This window comes from Aeromonas sp. Y311-2, assembly GCF_027706025.1.
GTDB classification, from domain to species: domain Bacteria; phylum Pseudomonadota; class Gammaproteobacteria; order Enterobacterales; family Aeromonadaceae; genus Aeromonas; species Aeromonas veronii.
The window spans coordinates 93556-111221 of sequence record NZ_JAPDCL010000014.1; the positions used below are offsets into that span (position 1 = coordinate 93556).

The window sequence follows — 17666 nt, forward strand, 5'->3', positions numbered from 1 at the left end:
CCCGAAAATAAAAATTGATCATTTTACTAGAAGTCGCCTTATTATAATAATTAATTCTAAAATCTTATTGGCGAGTGAAAAATTCATCAAGCGATACTTAATGATATTCCGCACTGGAACATGGCAATTATTTTTTAAAAGACTTTCGTAAATATAGCAAGCATCATTTTGTCTTTTAAAAGAAACAGCCACACCGAGTTTAATTAGCTGATATTTTTCACGTATATCTATTTTATATTTGTTTTTTATATCGCTATTTATTAACATGCCTTCTAGCGTACTCAAAATTGTTCGTTCATATGCTTCATTTTTTGCAACAATTTGCTCATAAGTTGAATACTGGCCACGTGAATGTGAATTGGCACGAACCAAAACAGAATACAGGTTGCGCTTAATTGTTATACATTTTCGATTATACAATAGTGGCAGCATTAATTGCCAATTTTGCCCTGCATTCTTTTCGGTATAAATAGTTAAAGAGGGTAACACCTCACGTAACTGGGCAACCTTTGCCATATAGTTACCAGGGACAAACCAAAATCCATTTTGAGCAAATAAACAATCTTCAAATAGCTCTGTTTTTTTAGCATTATTTGAATTAACAGTAAATTCACCGACTCGCTTTAATGTGACTTCATCTAATAAATTGCAGTGACAGCGAGCCATGCTGGTCTTCTCATCACTGGCCTCTAGCACTTGCACTAACTGAGTAATAGCTGATTCAACAGCATAAAAATCATCACTATCAGGCCATACAAGATAATCACCGGTCATCCATTGTAATCCTTTATTGATCGCAACTGATTGACCTGAATTATCTTGATAAAGATACGTTAATTGATAACCTTTGGCTGAAAAACGTGGGATATAAGACTTAATAACTTCAGCTGAATCATCGGTCGAGCCATCATCGATCACACACATTTCAATGCATGGGTAATCTTGCATCAGCACAGAGTCTAATAACCGATGGATAAACTGCTCGCCATTAAAGCAAGGCGTAATTACACTGACTTTTTTATTTAAATTCATGGCTAACGCTTTATCTTATTTAAAATGAAATTATTGATAGTTTTTCGCTGTGTGCTGTCTATTGCAAAATAATAGACAGCAATAATCGTTGTTAAAATTGATACTAGAGACACCAAACACAATCGGTAAAAACTTGGCTCAAATTGCTGCATGCAAAGCCAAGCCACTGCGACAACTAAAAGTGTACAACCAGCACAGGGCAGTATGACTTTGTTTATGAAGCTCAGAAATGAAAAGTTTGGCAGCAATAAATTCAGCGTCCAAGCATTAGACAACATGCCAATAATAACCATTGCAATATTAACTTGGTAGGCGATTTGTGCTGGGTAATCGTAGAAATATGCAACGTAAGTGATGGGTACCACAAGCAAGTAGAGTGAACCATTAATTAAGCTAGGTCTTTTGATATGCCCTGTGGCATGGATTGCACTGACAATGACCGATGATATATTAGCAATAAAATTAAAAATCAATGTATATTGACAAAATAATACTGCATAATCAGGAACACTTCCTAACCACAGTGACAAAACATAATCCATCTCCAGTATTAGTGGCAATGAAATCATTAATAATATGAAAAATGTAAACTTCGCTGTGTTTAGTACTAAAAATGACGTTCGCAAGTAATCACCACTTGCATAGCTTTTTACAATTTGTGGTCTAACTGCAGCTAAAGCACTAGCAGCAAATGACATAACAGCACCTTGCACCTGCATGGCAATGCCGCTGGCCGCATTAAGCAATGCGCCAAAAAAAAGATTGAGCAGTATATTAACACCTTGCGTACGGGCTAACACGCTGGCGTTACCATAGAGATCCCAACCAGAAAAACTTAACATTCTTTTGACTAGGTTGTTATTTACTGTGGGATTAAAATGACTTACGTCAAATTTATTCATCACGTAACATAGATTGCCAATAAAAATAATACATGACGCCACAAAGACTAACGTTGCATAGGTGATTAATCGGTCTCCCCCCAGGATGCTTAAGCTATAAACAATACCAAGTTTTAGTAAAACTGAAACTATATCTAAATAGGCGAAAGCTTTGAAGTGTTCATATGAGACAATCATTGCCGAATATGGTACTTGCAACACTGCCATGCATGCGGTTAATAATGAAAGACCATATACCCACTTCGCAGCCTCTAGCCGTGTGGCATCAATATTTAAGTATTCAAATACTACGCTATAGCCTAAACCCGCTCCGGCTAGCAAAACTAAGACTGTAATTAATAAATGAATAATCAAAGCTGAGGTGAAAACTGTCTGTATATCTCCCTTCTGGCCTATCTCAAAATTAAAGAATCGTGAGGTAGCTGTACCCATCGATGCATTTAAGAACGAGAACATGGCAACAACTCCACCCACCACGCTGTAGATGCCAAAATCTTCAACACCCAATTCTTGCAATACTACGCGTGACGTGTAGAGAGAAACAAAAAGACTAAAAAACATTCTGAAATACATAAAAAGCGTATTACTAAGAATTTTTTTATTATTTTCTACGCTCAATGGTCAACCTTTATTTATTGGTGAGGATATTTTAAATTTTAAAATTAATCGAACACTTTAGCTAATCGCAAGCTAACCGCCTCTTCATCTTTCTTCGAGAGACTGACTTCACCTTCAATCGGCCACTCAATCCCTATTTGCGGATCATCCCAACGAATAGCCCCTTCACTCTGCGGTGCATAGTAATTGGTGGTCTTATACAAAAACTCCGCAGTCTCACTCAAGGTGACAAACCCATGAGCAAACCCTTCTGGGATCCAAAGTTGACGTTTATTTTCCGCAGAGAGGTGCACGCCCACCCACTGACCGAAGGTCGGTGAGCTTTTGCGGATATCTACCGCCACATCAAACACTTCACCTGCAACACAACGCACCAGCTTGCCCTGGGCATGGGGAGGTAATTGATAGTGCAAGCCACGCAATACCCCTTTCGACGATTTGGAGTGATTATCCTGCACAAAAGTCACCGGATACCCTACGGCCTCTTCAAACGACTTGTGGTTGAAACTCTCAAAGAAAAAACCACGCTCATCACCAAATACCTTTGGCTCAAAAATAAGCACGTCAGGAATCGCTGTCTTGATTACATTCATCTATCTATCCACACTTAATTCAATCGTTATGAGGTGAGAAAATTCCCTCCCCCCATATCACATCAGGCTTTGGCAACCATTCTTAATAAATATTGTCCATACGCATTTTTTGCCAGCGGTGCTGCAAGTTCACGGACCTGGTCGGCATTGATAAACTTCTGACGATAGGCAATCTCTTCCGGACAAGCGACTTTCAACCCTTGGCGCGTCTCGATGGTCTGAATAAAGTTGCTCGCTTCAATCAGGCTTTCATGAGTACCGGTATCAAGCCAGGCATAACCACGGCCCATCATGGCCACTGACAGATTGCCTTGCTCCAGGTAGATACGGTTTACATCAGTGATCTCCAGCTCACCACGGGACGACGGCTTCAGGCTCTTGGCGATATCAACCACGCTGTTGTCGTAGAAATAGAGACCGGTGACCGCATAGTTGCTCTTGGGCTCCAACGGTTTCTCTTCCAGAGAGATCGCGGTACCCTCTTTATCAAATTCCACCACCCCATAACGCTCAGGATCGTGCACGTGGTAAGCAAAGACGGTAGCGCCGCTCTCTTTGGCAGCTGCCGCCGCCAACTGCTTCTGTAGGTCGTGGCCGTAGAAGATGTTGTCACCCAGCACCAGCGCACAGGGGTCTGACCCGATAAACTCTTCACCCAAAATAAAGGCTTGTGCCAACCCGTCCGGACTTGGTTGGACCTTGTATTGCAAGTTCAGGCCCCACTGGCTGCCATCACCCAGCAGTTGCTCAAAGCGGGGAGTATCTTGCGGCGTGCTGATGATCAAAATATCGCGAATCCCCGCCAGCATCAGAGTGCTGAGCGGATAGTAGATCATCGGCTTGTCATAGATGGGCAGCAGCTGCTTGCTCACTGCCATGGTCACCGGATAGAGACGGGTGCCAGAGCCACCGGCCAGAATAATGCCTTTACGTTTGGTCATGATGCTTGTTTCTTATTTTTAAATTGCAAAAGAAAAGGGTGGCTTGCGGCCACACCTTTCTGTTTTATCCCTGCCAGCCAGAGAGGCGTTCAACACATCTCTGGCCAGTGATTTACTTGCCGAGGATCTCGGTCAACATCCGCTCCACACCGACGGTCCAGTCCGGCAGCACCAGATCGAAGGTGCGCTGGAATTTGCCGGTATCAAGGCGGGAGTTATGGGGGCGTTTGGCCGGAGTCGGGAAGGCGCTGGTCGGCACTGCATTGAGTTGTGTCACCGCCAGTTCAACGCCGGCTTCTCTGGCTTTGGCAAACACCAGCTGGGCGTAGTCAAACCATGTTGTTGTACCAGAGGCAATCAGATGGTACAGCCCGGCGACCTCGGGTTTACTCTGCGCAACACGGATCGCATGAGCGGTGCAATCGGCCAGCAACTCGGCACCGGTCGGAGCGCCGAACTGGTCATTGATGACTGACATCTCGCTACGCTCTTTGCCAAAGCGCAGCATGGTCTTGGCAAAGTTGGCACCGCGGGCGGCATAGACCCAGCTGGTGCGGAAGATCAGGTGACGAGCGCAGAGAGCGGCGCCTTGCTCACCCGCCAGCTTGGTTTCACCGTAGACGTTAAGCGGTGCAGTTGCATCGGTTTCCACCCAGGGGCGCTCACCGCTGCCATCGAACACATAGTCGGTGGAGTAATGCACCAACCAGGCACCCAATGCTTCCGCTTCTTTGGCGATCGCCGCTACACTGGTCGCGTTGAGCAGCTCGGCAAACTCCCGCTCGCTCTCCGCCTTGTCGACTGCGGTATGGGCCGCGGCGTTGACAATCACGTCCGGCTTGACCAGACGTACCGTATCGGCCACCCCTGCCGGGTTGCTGAAATCGCCACAATAATCGGTGGAGTCAAAATCAACGGCAGTGATGCGCCCGAGCGGGGCCAGTGCACGCTGCAGCTCCCAGCCTACCTGGCCGTTTTTGCCAAACAGCAGGATATGCATCAGGCACGCTCCCCGTAATTCTGCTCAATCCAAGACTGGTAGGCACCGCTCTTGACGTTGCTGACCCACTGCTGGTTATCCAGATACCACTGTACAGTTTTGCGAATACCGGATTCAAAGGTCTCTTGCGGGTGCCAATCCAGCTCGGCGCTCATCTTGGTCGCATCGATGGCATAGCGGCGATCGTGACCGGGTCGGTCGGCCACATAGGTGATTTGATCGCGGTAGCTTCTCCCCTCACCCCGCCCCTCTCCCTCAAGGGGCGAGGGTGACAGAGGTACCATCTCGTCCAGCAAATCGCAGATAGTGTGGACCACCTCCAGATTCTGCTTCTCGTTGTGACCGCCGATGTTGTAGGTCTCACCGATGACACCTGTGGTGACCACGGTATAAAGTGCGCGGGCGTGATCTTCCACATAGAGCCAGTCACGGATCTGGTCACCCTTGCCGTACACCGGCAGCGGCTTGCCATCCAGCGCGTTAAGAATGACCAGCGGGATCAGCTTCTCGGGGAAGTGGTAAGGGCCGTAGTTGTTGGAGCAGTTGGTGACGATGGTGGGCAGACCGTAGGTGCGGCGCCAGGCGCGCACCAGATGGTCGCTGGAAGCCTTGGAGGCAGAATAGGGGCTGCTGGGGGCGTAGGGGGTCGTTTCGGTAAAGAGTGGCAATGGCTCACCGGCAGCCACTTCATCCGGATGGGGCAGATCACCATACACCTCATCGGTGGAGATATGGTGGAAGCGGAAGGCCGCCTTGCGCACCTCATCCAGGCCATTCCAGTAGGCGCGAGCCGCTTCCAGCAACATATAGGTGCCAACGATATTGGTCTCGATAAAGTCAGCCGGGCCTGTGATGGAGCGGTCAACATGGCTCTCGGCGGCCAGATGCATCACGGCATCCGGCTGGTGCAGGGCAAACACCCGATCCAGCTCGGCACGGTTGCAGATATCCACCTGCTCAAACGCATAACGCTCGCTTGTCGATACATCGGCCAGGGATTCCAGATTGCCGGCATAGGTGAGTTTATCGAGATTGATAACAGAATCTTGGGTATCACGGATGATATGGCGCACCACGGCAGAGCCGATAAAGCCTGCGCCACCGGTAACAAGTATTTTCATTTTATCATGCCAAATTAAAATATTTATATAAGGAAAGCCTGATGTAAAAAGTTAATGCTAAAAAGGAGAAAGTAGCATCATCCAGTTAACAGGCAGGACCAATTGAAAATTTAAATAGAACTGACTTATGTAACGAATATAAAAAATTATCGCCCCATACCAAAGAGTACTGTTTTCACAGTAAGTAAAAGCACTTTAATATCTAACCAAAGATTTTGGTGTTTTATATAGTAAATATCATACTTGTGTTTCCAGACAGCATCCTCAATAGATGCGCCATAAGGATAACTTACTTGAGCAAGTCCAGTTATCCCTGGTTTTACAGCATGACGAAAACGATAGTAAGGAATCACAACTTCTAATTCCTTTATAAAAACCTCTCGTTCTGGTCTAGGTCCAACGAGTGACATCTCATTCTTAAATACATTAATCAGCTGCGGGAGCTCATCTATTCGTGTTTTCCTAATGAACGCACCAATTCGCGTAACACGCACATCATTTTTTCTTGCCCACTGGGCGCCATTTTTTTCAGCGTCATTTCGCATAGAACGAAACTTGATAACGTCAAATTCACTATTGAACTGACCAACACGCGCTTGACGATAAAAAATGGGACCTGGAGACTCTAACTTGATTGCTATAGCAGTTAAAACACAGATAGGTATAGCAATCAACGCGAGAGCACTAGCAGCAATCAAGTCAAGCCCTCGCTTAACTATGCGATTAAAGGCACTAGAAAGAATAGAAAATGCCTTCATGTGCAAAAAATAACCACTATGCAATAATTCTACTTCTGTCAGACCAAAACGACGATCAATGTAACTCACCAAGGGCTCGACATAAGCACCACACTCTGTCGCCCTAACCAACATGGCAGAAATATCACCTGGTAGAGTATTACTCTTGTAATGAACAAGAGTTTTCCCTCTTAAATCATTGAGTACATTCTCATTAAAGTACAGAGTTAAACCATGCTTTGACAAAACCTTCATAACAAGAGGTTCATCATCCACATTACAGTAAACGTACAGCTCATTCGTCTTAACATGCTCTTTTTTAAACTCATCGATGACTCGGTTTACATCAATGGGAACATATTGAGAGCAAGGTTGAGTAGTTTTATCACAAGCGACAGAACTTTGCTCCATGATTGAGTCTTGCTCAACGGCTGTATTTTTCATGTGTATCCGCATCCAAGTTGTGCAAAAAAAATCTACTGTTATCCAATCAGGCATTGTCATGTACATCCTTATGCAATACCTGCGCCATAACAGATGGCTGTTAGCGTAGTGACAACAGATGGTGCAAAAAAAGATATACATTATAAGCAACATATAGTCGAGGATGAGGAGGACGCATAGAACACTCTTTTTCTAGAAAAGAGAATGGCTACCGCCCCTGGGTTACAGCCCCCAGTTTGCTGCTTTTAACCTGATTGTGCTTGCTGTTGGCCATCATGTCCTCCAGCATTGTTATGATTGTTGATGCATGACCATACAGTTCTTTTTTGCGTCATGACGCCAATAAAAGTTGTGCATAGAAAAATATCGCATCGTACGAACCCGATAGATCTAAGATCTTATCTCTATTCCGACAAAACTGCACACAAAAAAATGTTTCAACCTCTCGTTTTTAACCAAGATTCGATAGAAAACCAGAAGAGCTGTATGACCCCACCAAAAACGCGATTAAAAGTCAACCTAACATAACCGATTGGGACAAAAAATGGCTATGTCCCAATTACGTGTTGCATGGGGTACCCCAGCGCTTCATGCAAACACGCTTTGATATTTACGCCCCTTCCGTAACGCTCCAGCATTCTACGCCAACCTAGGTAATTCTTCAGGTAGTGCGTCGCCACGCCATGGAACCGCTCCATCCACTCTTTCAATCGATGGTGATACCCGTTCACGTGTTGAATGTGATACACACCGACCGCCCGTTCGCCTTGGCGATTGTGCACCACTTGATGGGTTACGCTCTGCGCTTAGCTGAAACTGGCATACACACCCGCACCATCGCTACACAGCACAGCATCCGGTGACACCCGCGGCTTCAAAACCGCGATGACCGCCTCGGCATTTATCTTCTCCAGCTGAAAATCCACATGGTGGCTTGACGGATTGCCATTGCGCGCAAGAAACGATGACGCCAGAGGAACGCGGTGTTTTGCTGACCCCGCAAGGCAGCGCTGCCTGACGGACAGTCAGTCCTTCGATGAGGGCTTGCGCGTAGTCTTCCCAGCATTGTGCTTGGTGCAACCGGGCCAGAGGCGTTTTGGTCAGAACGGTGTTGGTGCGCAGACACAATTTCAACGGTAGCGACGCCCCCCCCCAAGGCACCAGTTGGGCGACATCGGCCTGACAATGTGGGCAGCCGCTGCATGCCGGTAACTGAGTATTAAGTGAGATAATGGTGTGGAGTGCAGTGAGCTCCTGCTGAGCAACCCTGTGCCGGCACAGGGTTAACTTGGGAAAGAAGGAGAAAGGCTGGAGTATGCATGATGGTAGGCCTCAAGCTGATGGCCTACTTCAAGATTAGCCTTTCAACACGTAAGCGGGACAGCGCCAAAAAATGGGGCAACCATGTTGGTTGCCCCATTTGTATTGCCAGTCAGATTTGGTCTGACACTATCTTCTGGTAGTACAGTTAACTGAGGAAAACACAGCCATCAGTCATGTTTTGACTCATGGGCATGGGTCAGACGCGCTTCTTTGCTGCTGTGTTTGGTGAAATAGCGCATCACCAACACAAAGAAGAGCGGTACGAAGAAGATGGCTAGCACGGTGGCGCTGATCATTCCCCCCATCACGCCGGTACCGATGGCATTACGGCTGCTGGCACCTGCGCCGGAGCTGATCACCAGCGGCAGCACCCCGAGGATAAAGGCGAGCGAGGTCATCAGGATCGGACGCAGACGCAGGCGTGCAGCCTCCACCACGGCTTCACCCAAGCCCATCCCCTTGTCGTAGAGCTCTTTGGCAAATTCCACGATCAAAATCGCGTTCTTAGCCGACAGACCTATGGTAGTGAGCAGGCCGACCTGGAAGTAGACGTCGTTCTCCAGCCCGCGCAGGGTGGCAGCCACAATGGCCCCCAGTACCCCGAGCGGCACCACCAGCATCACCGAGAACGGAATGCTCCAGCTCTCGTAGAGGGCTGCCAGACAGAGGAACACCACCAACAAGGAGATGGCGTAGAGCGCTGGTGCCTGTGAACCGGCCTGCCGCTCCTGGAAGGAGAGCCCGGTCCACTCGATACCCACTCCTTCCGGTAGCTGTTTCACCATCTGCTCGATGGCGGCCATCGCATCACCGGTACTCTTGCCAGGCGCCGCCTCACCGACGATCTCCATCGCCGGCACGCCGTTGTAACGCTCCAGACGCGGCGAGCCGAAGCTCCACTCGGTGCTGGCAAAGGCGGAGAAGGGCACCATCTGACCAGCACTGTTGCGCACATACCAGAGTTTCAGATCTTCCGGGTTCATCCGGAAGGGGGCATCCGCCTGCATATAGACCTTCTTGATCCGGCCACGGTCAACGAAGTCATTGACGTAGGAAGAGCCCCAAGCGGTAGCCAGGGTGTTGTTGATATCCGCGATGGATAGCCCCTGCGCCAGCGCCTTCTCGTAGTCGATCTTGATATCGAGCTGCGGCGTATCTTCCATCCCGTTCGGACGTACCCGTACCAGAGTGGGATCCTGCGCCGCCATGCCGAGCAGCTGGTTGCGTGCCGCCATCAGCTTGTCGTGACCGATACCGCCGCGATCCTGCAGGAAGAAGTCAAAACCGGTCGCCGTACCTAGCTCCGGGATAGGAGGCAGGTTAAAGGCGAACACTTGCGCTTCCTTGATGCTGAACAGATAGCCCATGGCGCGGCCGATAATGGCATTGGCGCTGCGATCCGGGCTCTTGCGCTCGCTCCAGTCCTTGAGCTTGATAAAGGCCATCCCCGCGTTCTGGCCACTACCGGCGAAGCTGAAGCCAGATACGGTCAGTACGGAGTCAACGTTATCCTTCTCGTTTTTCAGGAAGTAGTCGCGCATGTCCGCCAGCACCACCTCGGTACGCTGCTTGGTGGCCCCCACCGGCAGTTGCACCATGGACATGATGACCCCCTGATCCTCTTCCGGCAGGAAGGAGGTAGGCATCCGCATAAACAGCACAGCCAGCACCGCCAGCATGGCGCCGTAGATCAGGCTGTAGCGCACGCCCTGCTTGATCACCTTGCGCACGCCGCTCTGATAGCGATTGGTCCCCGCATCAAAGGCGCGGTTGAACCAGCCAAAGAAGCCGCGCTTGGCACCAAACTCGCCATGTTTCATCGGCTTGAGCAGGGTGGCACAAAGGGCCGGTGTCAGGATCAACGCCACCAGCACCGACAGCACCATGGCCGAGACGATGGTCAATGAGAACTGGCGATAGATGGCACCGGTCGAGCCGCCGAAGAAGGCCATCGGCACGAACACGGCGGAGAGCACCAGGGCAATCCCCACCAGCGCGCCGGTGATCTGGGTCATCGACTTGCGGGTCGCTTCCAGCGGGGAGAGATCCTCCTCGCTCATCAGCCGCTCCACGTTCTCCACCACCACGATGGCGTCATCCACCAGCAGGCCGATGGCCAGCACCATACCGAACATGGTGAGAGTGTTGATGGAGAAGCCGAACGCCGCCATCACCCCGAAGGTACCGAGCAGCACCACAGGCACGGCAATGGTCGGGATCAGGGTGGCGCGGAAGTTCTGCAGGAACAGATACATGACGCAGAACACCAGGAAGATCGCCTCGATCAGGGTCTGCACCACCTCCTCGATGGAGATCTTCACAAACGGCGTGGTGTCGTAGGGGTAGACGATCTCCATGTTGGCCGGGAAGTAATCCGACAGCTCATTGAGCTTGGCACGCACCTTCTCGGCGGTATCCAGCGCGTTGGCGCCGGTAGCCAGTTTGATGGCGACCGCGGCGGTGGACTGGCCGTTGTAGAGCGCATCGGCGTCATAGCTTTCGCCCGCCAGCTCGACCCGGGCCACATCTTTCAGCCGCACCTTGGAGCCATCCTGATTCACCCGCAGCAGGATATCGTTGAACTGCTCCACGGTAGAGAGACGAGTCTGCCCCATGATAGTCGCAGTGAACTGCTGATCTTCCACCGACGGTGTGCCACCCAGCTTGCCGAAGGCCACCTGGGCGTTCTGCGCCTTGATGGCTGCCTGCACATCACCCGGAGTCATCTGCACTCGGTTGAGTTTGTTGGGATCGAGCCAGACCCGCATGGAGTACTGGCTGCCGAACAAGGTGATATCCCCTACCCCGTCCAGACGACTCAGAGGCTCCTTGATATTGGAGACCACATAATCCGCCAGATCGTCGTTGTTCATCGAGCCATCGCTGGAGATGAAGGCCGCGACCATCAGGAAGCTGCTGGAGGTCTTCTGTACCCGGATCCCCTGCTGCTGAACTTCTTGCGGCAGCAGCGACATCGCTTGCTGCAGCTTGTTCTGCACCTGCACCTGGGCAATATCGGGATCTGTCCCCGGCTGGAAGGTGAGGGTCACCGACACCCGCCCCGCGGAGTCAGACTGGGAGGACATGTAGAGCAGGTGATCCAGCCCGGTCATGTTCTGTTCGATGATCTGGGTCACCGAGTCTTCCACCGTTTTGGCGGATGCACCCGGATAGCTGGCAGAAATACCGACAGCTGGCGGCGCAATGCTCGGATACTGGGCGACCGGCAATTTGATGATGGCCAGGCTACCCGCCAGCATGATCACCAGCGCGATCACCCAGGCAAAAATGGGTCTGTCTATAAAAAATCGAGCCATGAAGCGACTACTCCATCCTACTTGTTGGCCGGGGTGTTGGACGCAGCTTGAGCAGACGGCGCATCAGCACCCTGCTCGGCGGGATTGACCACGGCGCCCGGTCGTACTTTCTGCAAGCCAGCCACGATCACCCGCTCGCCGGAGGTGAGCCCTGACTCCACCACCCAGTTGCTGCCGACGACCCGGCTCAGCTGCACGTTGCGCAGCTCCACCTTGTTGTCAGCGGTTACCACCATCACGGTGGCGCCGCCATTGGGGGTGCGAGTCACGGCAGTTTGCGGCACCAGCAGCCCTTGCGCCCGCTCACCCTCTTGCAGGGTCGCGCGCATGAACATGCCGGGCAGCAGCAGCTGGTGAGGGTTGGGCACAATCACCCGCAGGGTCACCATGCCGGAGGTCTCATCCACGGTCACATCAGAGAACTGCAGCGAGCCCTCTTCGCCATAAGTGGAGCCATCTTCCAGCTGGAAGGTCACCTTGGCCCCCTTCTGCTCGTCCTGGGTCAACTTGCCCTCGGCGACCAGTCGCTTGAGGCGCAGCAGATCGGCGGTGGACTGACGCACATCCACATACATGGGATCAAGCTGCTGAATGGCAGTCAAGCTATCAGCCTGCTGGGCAGTCACCAGCGCCCCCTCGGTCACCGCGGATTTACCGATACGACCGCTGATGGGGGCGGTGATGCGGGTGTAACCGAGATTGATCTCGGCAGTGCGCAGGGCCGCCTTGCTCGCCATGATCTCGGCCTTGGCCTGCTTCCAGCTGGCGTCGGCGTCGTCATAGTCCTGACGGCTGATGGATTTGACCTTGAGCAGCTCCTGATAGCGCTGCGCCTTGAGGCGGGCACTCTGCTCGTTGGCCTCGGCCTTGGCCAGATTGGCTTTGGCGCTGGCAACTGCCGCCTGATAGACAGCCGGATCGATCTGATAGAGCAGATCGCCCGCCTTCACATCGCTCCCCTCGGTAAAGAGGCGCTTGAGGATGATGCCGCTCACCTGCGGACGCACTTCGGCCACCCGCAACGGGGCGCTGCGGCCGGTCAACTCGGTGGTCAACATCAGCGGACCGCTCTGCAGGGTCACCACGTTGACCGCCGCGGAGGGCATGCCGCCCTGTCCCTGGGGGGCGCCCCCCTTGTCACCACAACCTGCCAGCAAGCCTGTAGCCAGCAAGGCAAGACCAACTGAACGAGCAAGAATATGTTTATGCATGAAACACCTGAGCCTTTGCCAGTCAATGAACAATCAGGGCCGCATGGGCCCTGTTGGTAAATAGTCGAAAGATGAGGCAATATACATACATTCATAAATGTATGTAAGTGACTTTTTGCTTGCATAAGGCACAAATTTCGATGGCCAGACGAACCAAAGAAGAGGCGCAGCAAACCCGCTGCCACATCATGAGCACGGCGCTGGATCTGTTCTGCTCTCAGGGCCTGGCCAAGACCAGCCTGACCGACATCGCCAGGGCGGCAGACCTGACCCGCGGGGCCATCTATTGGCACTTCAAGAACAAGGATGAACTCTTCATTTCGCTCTGGCAGGAACTCTGTAGCCCCCTCGCCCACCAGCTCGATGCCTGCCTCAATCCAGATGAGCCAGATCCGCTCGGGCAACTGCGCCTCTTCTTCGAAGGGGTGCTCCGCAGCTTCATTCACAATCCGGCCCAGCGGCAGATGTTCACCATACTGTTCAATCTCGAATCGCTGGAGGGGGAAGCCATCTCACTGCGCGAGCATATCCGCAGCCAGTCCGCCAACTTCTTTCGAGACCTGGAGACCACCCTGGCCAACGCGGTACGGCGGGGCCAACTGCCCGCCAACCTCAACCTGCAGCGCGCCGCCACCCTGCTCCACTGCACTCTGGATGGCTACATCATCAACTGGCTCCACTTTCCGGGGCGGATCGACCTGCAGGGCGAATCCGCCTTCCTGATAGAGAGCATGTTCACCATGCTGGCCCAGCCCCACGGGCCTGCCTGCGGCCGCTAACCGGCTTCGGCAACTCCCACCCATCCAAATCGGGGCCTGACCGCGCGCTTTGGCAGTCAGGCCCCGATTTGTTACCCTGTGCGCCCCCTGCTTGAGGTAACCCCTGTGCCACACTCTGACGCCATCCCCGCTTCCCGGCCATTGAACGACCAGCACGCCCGCGCTCGGGCTGCCTTTGTGGCGCGTCTCAAACCCGGTGCTCACCTGCTCAATGGTCAATGCGGTACGGGGGAGGATCTCTGCTGGCTGCGTGCGGAAGGGTATGTGGTCACCGCCTGTGAAGCGGTACTGGTCGACGCCAAAGTCGCCTCACAGCAATCCGGACAAGCTGTGCGGGTCTGCCCGCTGGCGAAGATGCACTCGGTGCTCCCTTACGATGGCATCTGGCTAAGCCGCCCGCTTGATGGCGACGCGGCCACCCTTGTTCCCCTGTTGCAACAGCTGGCGACCCTGCTCAAAGCGGGCGCTCCGCTCTGCTTCCCCCTGCCCCCAAGCGGCAAGATAAGTCACCATCAGCTACAGCAACTGGTCACCACATCCGGGATAGCACTGCAACTGGCGCCGATGGAAGCCGTATCAGCCAGTACGTCAGATTCCTCAAGTCAACACGCCACCCAGTACGCCATGTTGCTGCGTGGCGATCATCAGGCCACCTAACGGGCTAATTCATCACGGATTTTCCCGTTCAACGCCAAGCCGACAGCTAGTCGGCGATCTTGGCTTTCGACAATATTTAACTCGGCGTTAACGCAGAAAAGGCAGACATAACACGGCTTACGTGTTAAAAAGTGTGATTAATATCAAATTTTAATAACAAAACAGACAATACAACCAACTCCGGATTTCCTTATGAAACTTGTCCTGAAACTCATTGCTGGCATCCTTGCCGGTCTCTTGCTCGGTCTCTACGCCCCTGAGTGGGTGGCGCGCGTGCTGTTTACGGCCAAGACAGTGATAGGTCAGCTCATCACCTTCACCATTCCGCTCATCATTCTGTTCTTTATCATGAGCGGCATCGCCAGCCTGCCGAAAAACTCCGGCAAGCTGCTGGGCAAAACCGTGGCCCTCTCCTACTGCTCCACCATTCTGGCGGGGCTGTTCGCCTTTACCGTGGCGAGCCACCTGATCCCGCAGTTCACCACCGCCGCCGAGCCCACCACGGCCACGGCTATCAAGCTCGCCTCCTACGTCAATCTGGAGATCCCGCCGCTGTTTGGCGTGATGTCGGCACTGGCCGCCGCCTTCGTGTTCGGCATTGGCATCAGCGCCACCCAGGCCACCGATCTGCGCCGGGTCGCCGATCAGGGTCGTGACATCATCGACCGCCTGCTGGCCAAGGTGATCATCCCGCTGCTGCCGTTCTATATCGCCGGGGTCTTTGTCGAAATGACAGTAGAAGGCACCGTGTTCGCTACCCTGAAAACCTTCGGCGTAGTGCTGGTGATGGCCATCCTGATGCACTGGATCTGGCTCTCCGTACTGTTCGTGGGTACCGGTCTGGCCCTTGGCCGCTCACCGGCCCAGCTCATCAAGAACATGCTGCCCGCCTACTTTACCGCGCTGGGGACCATGTCGAGCGCCGCCACCATTCCGGTAGCTCTGCAATCGAGCAAGAACAACGGCGTGAGCGACGGTATCGCCAACTTCACCGTGCCGCTGTGTGCCACCATTCACCTCTGTGGCTCCACCATTACCCTGGTCACCTGTGCCACCGCGGTGATGTTCCTCTCCGAGCATCTGGCCATTCCGGGCATCGAGACCATGCTCCCCTTCATCATGATGCTGGGGGTGATCATGATCGCCGCCCCGGGCGCGCCGGGTGGTGGCGTGATGTCGGCGCTGGGCCTGCTCACCTCCATGCTCGGTTTCGGTGAAGCCTCCATCGCCCTGATGATCGCCCTCTATCTGGCGCAGGACAGCTTCGGCACCGCCTGCAACGTAACCGGTGACGGCGTGATCGCCCTGTGGGCGGATCGCTTCGCCAACGGTAGCGAGAGCGCAGCCCCCGTGGCCGAGGCCGAACAGGCGTAAGCTCGCCGGGATAGCTCGACCATCCTCTGCAAAACCGCAGGCCCGAACCATGTTCGGGCCTGCGTCGTTTCTGCCACCTTCACAGTGTTTGTACGTATTCCTCCTCCCCCTCTTTACCCCCCCCTCTGCCGTAAACAGCACTGGCGCAGCTCTCTACACCCGACAAAATTATTGGCATATGCCACATATGAGCGTATAAATTGCTTATGCCAATTAGGAGCCACCATGCCAAGACCCAAGATTGCCCGCCAGATCTGTGGCCGCCCCGCCAACAGCTGCTTCAAACCCAACGGCCGCCCCATGCATCAGCTGGAACAGGTCACGCTGGCCCCTGACGAGTTCGAGGCACTGCGCCTCGTCGACCTTCAAGGAATGCAGCAGCAGGAGGCCGCCCTGGTGATGGGGGTTTCCCGCCAGACCCTGGCCAATATCCTGAAAAAAGGGCGCTACAAGGTGGTGGAGTGTCTGAGTCTGGGCAAGGCATTGATGATGCAACCCGCCGAGCCCGACCACCCAACCAGTGGAGAAGAGCCGACATGAATGCTGTCACAACCATGACCACCAACCCCAGCAACAGCGCCCTGATGCTGAGTCAGGGGTTGCTGGCTGGCCACTTTACCCGTGCCGAGCAACTGCAAATTCTTAACCCCGAAGGGAACGTTATCGCCACCCTGGCCAACCCGGCCGCCGCCGAAGGCTGCCACGGCAAGCAAGCGCTGCTCGACGCCCTTGCCCATCATCAGGTGGGTCAGGTGGTGGTGCGCAATATCGGCGAACGAATGCTGGGGCGCCTGCTGGCGGCCAATATCCGGGTGCTGCAGTGTCGCTCTGCCCGCCTGCCGCTGCCCGCGCTGCTAGCCCCCACCAATTTGCAACCTCTTACCGAGGCCAGTCAGGGCCGTCCGTCTCGCCGTCATCAGAGCAAGGCGACTATCCGTGCCATCCAGCCCGTCGGCACAGGCCACAGCCATGCGAATTGTCACGGTGATTGCAACAGTGGCTCCAATCACTGTTGCGCCAGTAGTGGCCATCAGGCAGAGAGCTCACGACAAGGCCATACTTGTTGCCACGGCAGTGAAGGCGCCAACCAGCAGGGCGGTTGCTGCCATCATCACTGATGCCATCGCCATGCATGTCATCACCATCAAGGAGAAGAGATCATGTCCATCTGGTTGTTGAGCCTGCTCGCCTCGTTCGTGCTGATCCTGGCCATGGGTACCATCATCTGGTGGCGCCAATATCAGCTTGCCCAGAAGCGGGAAGATAAAGAGGTGCGTCCCTGTGGCTGCTCCAGCGCCTGCGCGGATCACCTCTATCAGATCAGTGAGCCGGCGCCCAAAAAACAACCTGACTGCACACGCCATAACCGCAGATAGAAGGTCGGCAAAAAAAGGGCGCATGAAATAGAAAATGTCTAGTCCTGAAATAGGTTTACACATTTTCAACTAGCATTTCTCTACTCAGACCCCCCCTATGTACCGCATCGGGGGTTCTGTATTTCAACGCATGATGCGGCCGCTCCGCGTTGTAAATATCCACTGCTTCACGCACCATTTCCCGCGCTTGCGTCAAATCCTGCGGGCTTTGCAACAATAACTCTCCTTTCAAAATCCCGTT

General features: G+C 53.1%; 16 protein-coding genes and 1 pseudogene. 6 read left to right on the forward strand and 11 right to left on the reverse strand.

What is annotated here, in order from left to right; all coding sequences use genetic code 11:
* Positions 1-18 precede the first annotated feature (18 nt).
* The 10 genes and pseudogenes from OKC42_RS14255 to OKC42_RS14300 form a co-directional block, all read right to left on the reverse strand.
* Positions 19-1032, reverse strand: coding sequence for a glycosyltransferase family 2 protein (locus OKC42_RS14255; RefSeq protein ID WP_270820111.1), 1014 nt, complete (start codon positions 1030-1032; stop codon positions 19-21).
* Between the two features lie 2 nt (positions 1033-1034).
* Positions 1035-2552 carry a hypothetical protein gene (locus OKC42_RS14260; RefSeq protein ID WP_270820112.1) on the reverse strand — a complete coding sequence of 506 codons (1518 nt, stop codon included), beginning with the start codon at positions 2550-2552 and terminating at the stop codon, positions 1035-1037.
* A 44-nt stretch (positions 2553-2596) separates the two neighbouring features.
* A complete protein-coding gene (gene rfbC / locus OKC42_RS14265) occupies positions 2597-3145 on the reverse strand; it encodes a dTDP-4-dehydrorhamnose 3,5-epimerase (protein WP_270820114.1) in 549 nt (182 codons plus the stop codon).
* A gap of 62 nt (positions 3146-3207) precedes the next feature.
* Positions 3208-4086, reverse strand: coding sequence for a glucose-1-phosphate thymidylyltransferase RfbA (gene rfbA, locus OKC42_RS14270; protein WP_270820115.1), 879 nt, complete (start codon positions 4084-4086; stop codon positions 3208-3210).
* A gap of 112 nt (positions 4087-4198) precedes the next feature.
* On the reverse strand, positions 4199-5086 hold the full coding sequence (rfbD, locus tag OKC42_RS14275; RefSeq protein WP_270820116.1) for a dTDP-4-dehydrorhamnose reductase: 888 nt from the start codon (positions 5084-5086) through the stop codon (positions 4199-4201).
* Positions 5086-6207: a dTDP-glucose 4,6-dehydratase gene (gene rfbB / locus OKC42_RS14280; RefSeq protein ID WP_270820117.1), complete on the reverse strand. Its 1122-nt coding sequence runs from the start codon at positions 6205-6207 to the stop codon at positions 5086-5088. Before rfbB ends, rfbD begins: the two co-directional genes overlap by 1 nt.
* Positions 6208-6353: 146 nt before the next feature.
* Positions 6354-7448, reverse strand: coding sequence for an exopolysaccharide biosynthesis polyprenyl glycosylphosphotransferase (locus tag OKC42_RS14285; RefSeq protein WP_270820118.1), 1095 nt, complete (start codon positions 7446-7448; stop codon positions 6354-6356).
* Positions 7449-7936: 488 nt separating this feature from the next.
* Positions 7937-8705, reverse strand: a pseudogene (locus tag OKC42_RS14290) (IS1595 family transposase).
* A 173-nt stretch (positions 8706-8878) separates the two neighbouring features.
* Entirely contained in the window at positions 8879-12028 is a 3150-nt protein-coding gene (locus OKC42_RS14295) for an efflux RND transporter permease subunit (protein ID WP_184232417.1), read from the reverse strand.
* A 17-nt stretch (positions 12029-12045) separates the two neighbouring features.
* Positions 12046-13239 carry an efflux RND transporter periplasmic adaptor subunit gene (locus tag OKC42_RS14300; protein WP_270820122.1) on the reverse strand — a complete coding sequence of 398 codons (1194 nt, stop codon included), beginning with the start codon at positions 13237-13239 and terminating at the stop codon, positions 12046-12048.
* Between the two features lie 140 nt (positions 13240-13379).
* Between OKC42_RS14300 and OKC42_RS14305 the strand changes: the two genes are divergently transcribed.
* The 6 genes from OKC42_RS14305 to OKC42_RS14330 all read left to right on the forward strand — a co-directional run bounded on the left by OKC42_RS14305 (position 13380) and on the right by OKC42_RS14330 (position 17425).
* Positions 13380-14018: a TetR family transcriptional regulator gene (locus OKC42_RS14305; protein WP_139732523.1), complete on the forward strand. Its 639-nt coding sequence runs from the start codon at positions 13380-13382 to the stop codon at positions 14016-14018.
* A gap of 105 nt (positions 14019-14123) precedes the next feature.
* Entirely contained in the window at positions 14124-14675 is a 552-nt protein-coding gene (locus OKC42_RS14310; protein WP_270820123.1) for a hypothetical protein, read from the forward strand.
* 192 nt (positions 14676-14867) lie between these two features.
* Positions 14868-16049 (forward strand): dicarboxylate/amino acid:cation symporter, encoded by a 1182-nt coding sequence (locus tag OKC42_RS14315; RefSeq protein ID WP_005359180.1) that lies wholly within the window; start codon positions 14868-14870, stop codon positions 16047-16049.
* A 225-nt stretch (positions 16050-16274) separates the two neighbouring features.
* Complete coding sequence (locus tag OKC42_RS14320; RefSeq protein ID WP_005338107.1) at positions 16275-16589, forward strand: DUF134 domain-containing protein; 315 nt, start codon at positions 16275-16277, stop codon at positions 16587-16589.
* Positions 16586-17167 carry a NifB/NifX family molybdenum-iron cluster-binding protein gene (locus OKC42_RS14325; protein ID WP_270820124.1) on the forward strand — a complete coding sequence of 194 codons (582 nt, stop codon included), beginning with the start codon at positions 16586-16588 and terminating at the stop codon, positions 17165-17167. Before OKC42_RS14320 ends, OKC42_RS14325 begins: the two co-directional genes overlap by 4 nt.
* A 42-nt stretch (positions 17168-17209) precedes the next feature.
* A complete protein-coding gene (locus OKC42_RS14330) occupies positions 17210-17425 on the forward strand; it encodes a hypothetical protein (RefSeq protein ID WP_270820125.1) in 216 nt (71 codons plus the stop codon).
* Positions 17426-17480: 55 nt separating this feature from the next.
* Here OKC42_RS14330 and OKC42_RS14335 read toward each other — a convergent pair.
* Positions 17481-17666: integrase core domain-containing protein (locus tag OKC42_RS14335; RefSeq protein ID WP_270820127.1), on the reverse strand; the 186-nt coding region annotated here is incomplete at its 5' end.

What these genes read in the sequence shown, in the direction of transcription:
- OKC42_RS14255 (WP_270820111.1), bottom strand. Translation starts at nt 1,032, where the DNA reads ATGAATTTAAATAAAAAAGTCAGTGTAATTACGCCTTGCTTTAATGGC.
- rfbC (WP_270820114.1), bottom strand. Translation starts at nt 3,145, where the DNA reads ATGAATGTAATCAAGACAGCGATTCCTGACGTGCTTATTTTTGAGCCA.
- rfbA (WP_270820115.1), bottom strand. Translation starts at nt 4,086, where the DNA reads ATGACCAAACGTAAAGGCATTATTCTGGCCGGTGGCTCTGGCACCCGT.
- rfbD (WP_270820116.1), bottom strand. Translation starts at nt 5,086, where the DNA reads ATGCATATCCTGCTGTTTGGCAAAAACGGCCAGGTAGGCTGGGAGCTG.
- rfbB (WP_270820117.1), bottom strand. Translation starts at nt 6,207, where the DNA reads ATGAAAATACTTGTTACCGGTGGCGCAGGCTTTATCGGCTCTGCCGTG.
- OKC42_RS14285 (WP_270820118.1), bottom strand. Translation starts at nt 7,448, where the DNA reads ATGACAATGCCTGATTGGATAACAGTAGATTTTTTTTGCACAACTTGG.
- OKC42_RS14295 (WP_184232417.1), bottom strand. Translation starts at nt 12,028, where the DNA reads ATGGCTCGATTTTTTATAGACAGACCCATTTTTGCCTGGGTGATCGCG.
- OKC42_RS14300 (WP_270820122.1), bottom strand. Translation starts at nt 13,239, where the DNA reads ATGCATAAACATATTCTTGCTCGTTCAGTTGGTCTTGCCTTGCTGGCT.
- OKC42_RS14305 (WP_139732523.1), top strand. Translation starts at nt 13,380, where the DNA reads ATGGCCAGACGAACCAAAGAAGAGGCGCAGCAAACCCGCTGCCACATC.
- OKC42_RS14315 (WP_005359180.1), top strand. Translation starts at nt 14,868, where the DNA reads ATGAAACTTGTCCTGAAACTCATTGCTGGCATCCTTGCCGGTCTCTTG.
- OKC42_RS14320 (WP_005338107.1), top strand. Translation starts at nt 16,275, where the DNA reads ATGCCAAGACCCAAGATTGCCCGCCAGATCTGTGGCCGCCCCGCCAAC.
- OKC42_RS14325 (WP_270820124.1), top strand. Translation starts at nt 16,586, where the DNA reads ATGAATGCTGTCACAACCATGACCACCAACCCCAGCAACAGCGCCCTG.
- OKC42_RS14330 (WP_270820125.1), top strand. Translation starts at nt 17,210, where the DNA reads ATGTCCATCTGGTTGTTGAGCCTGCTCGCCTCGTTCGTGCTGATCCTG.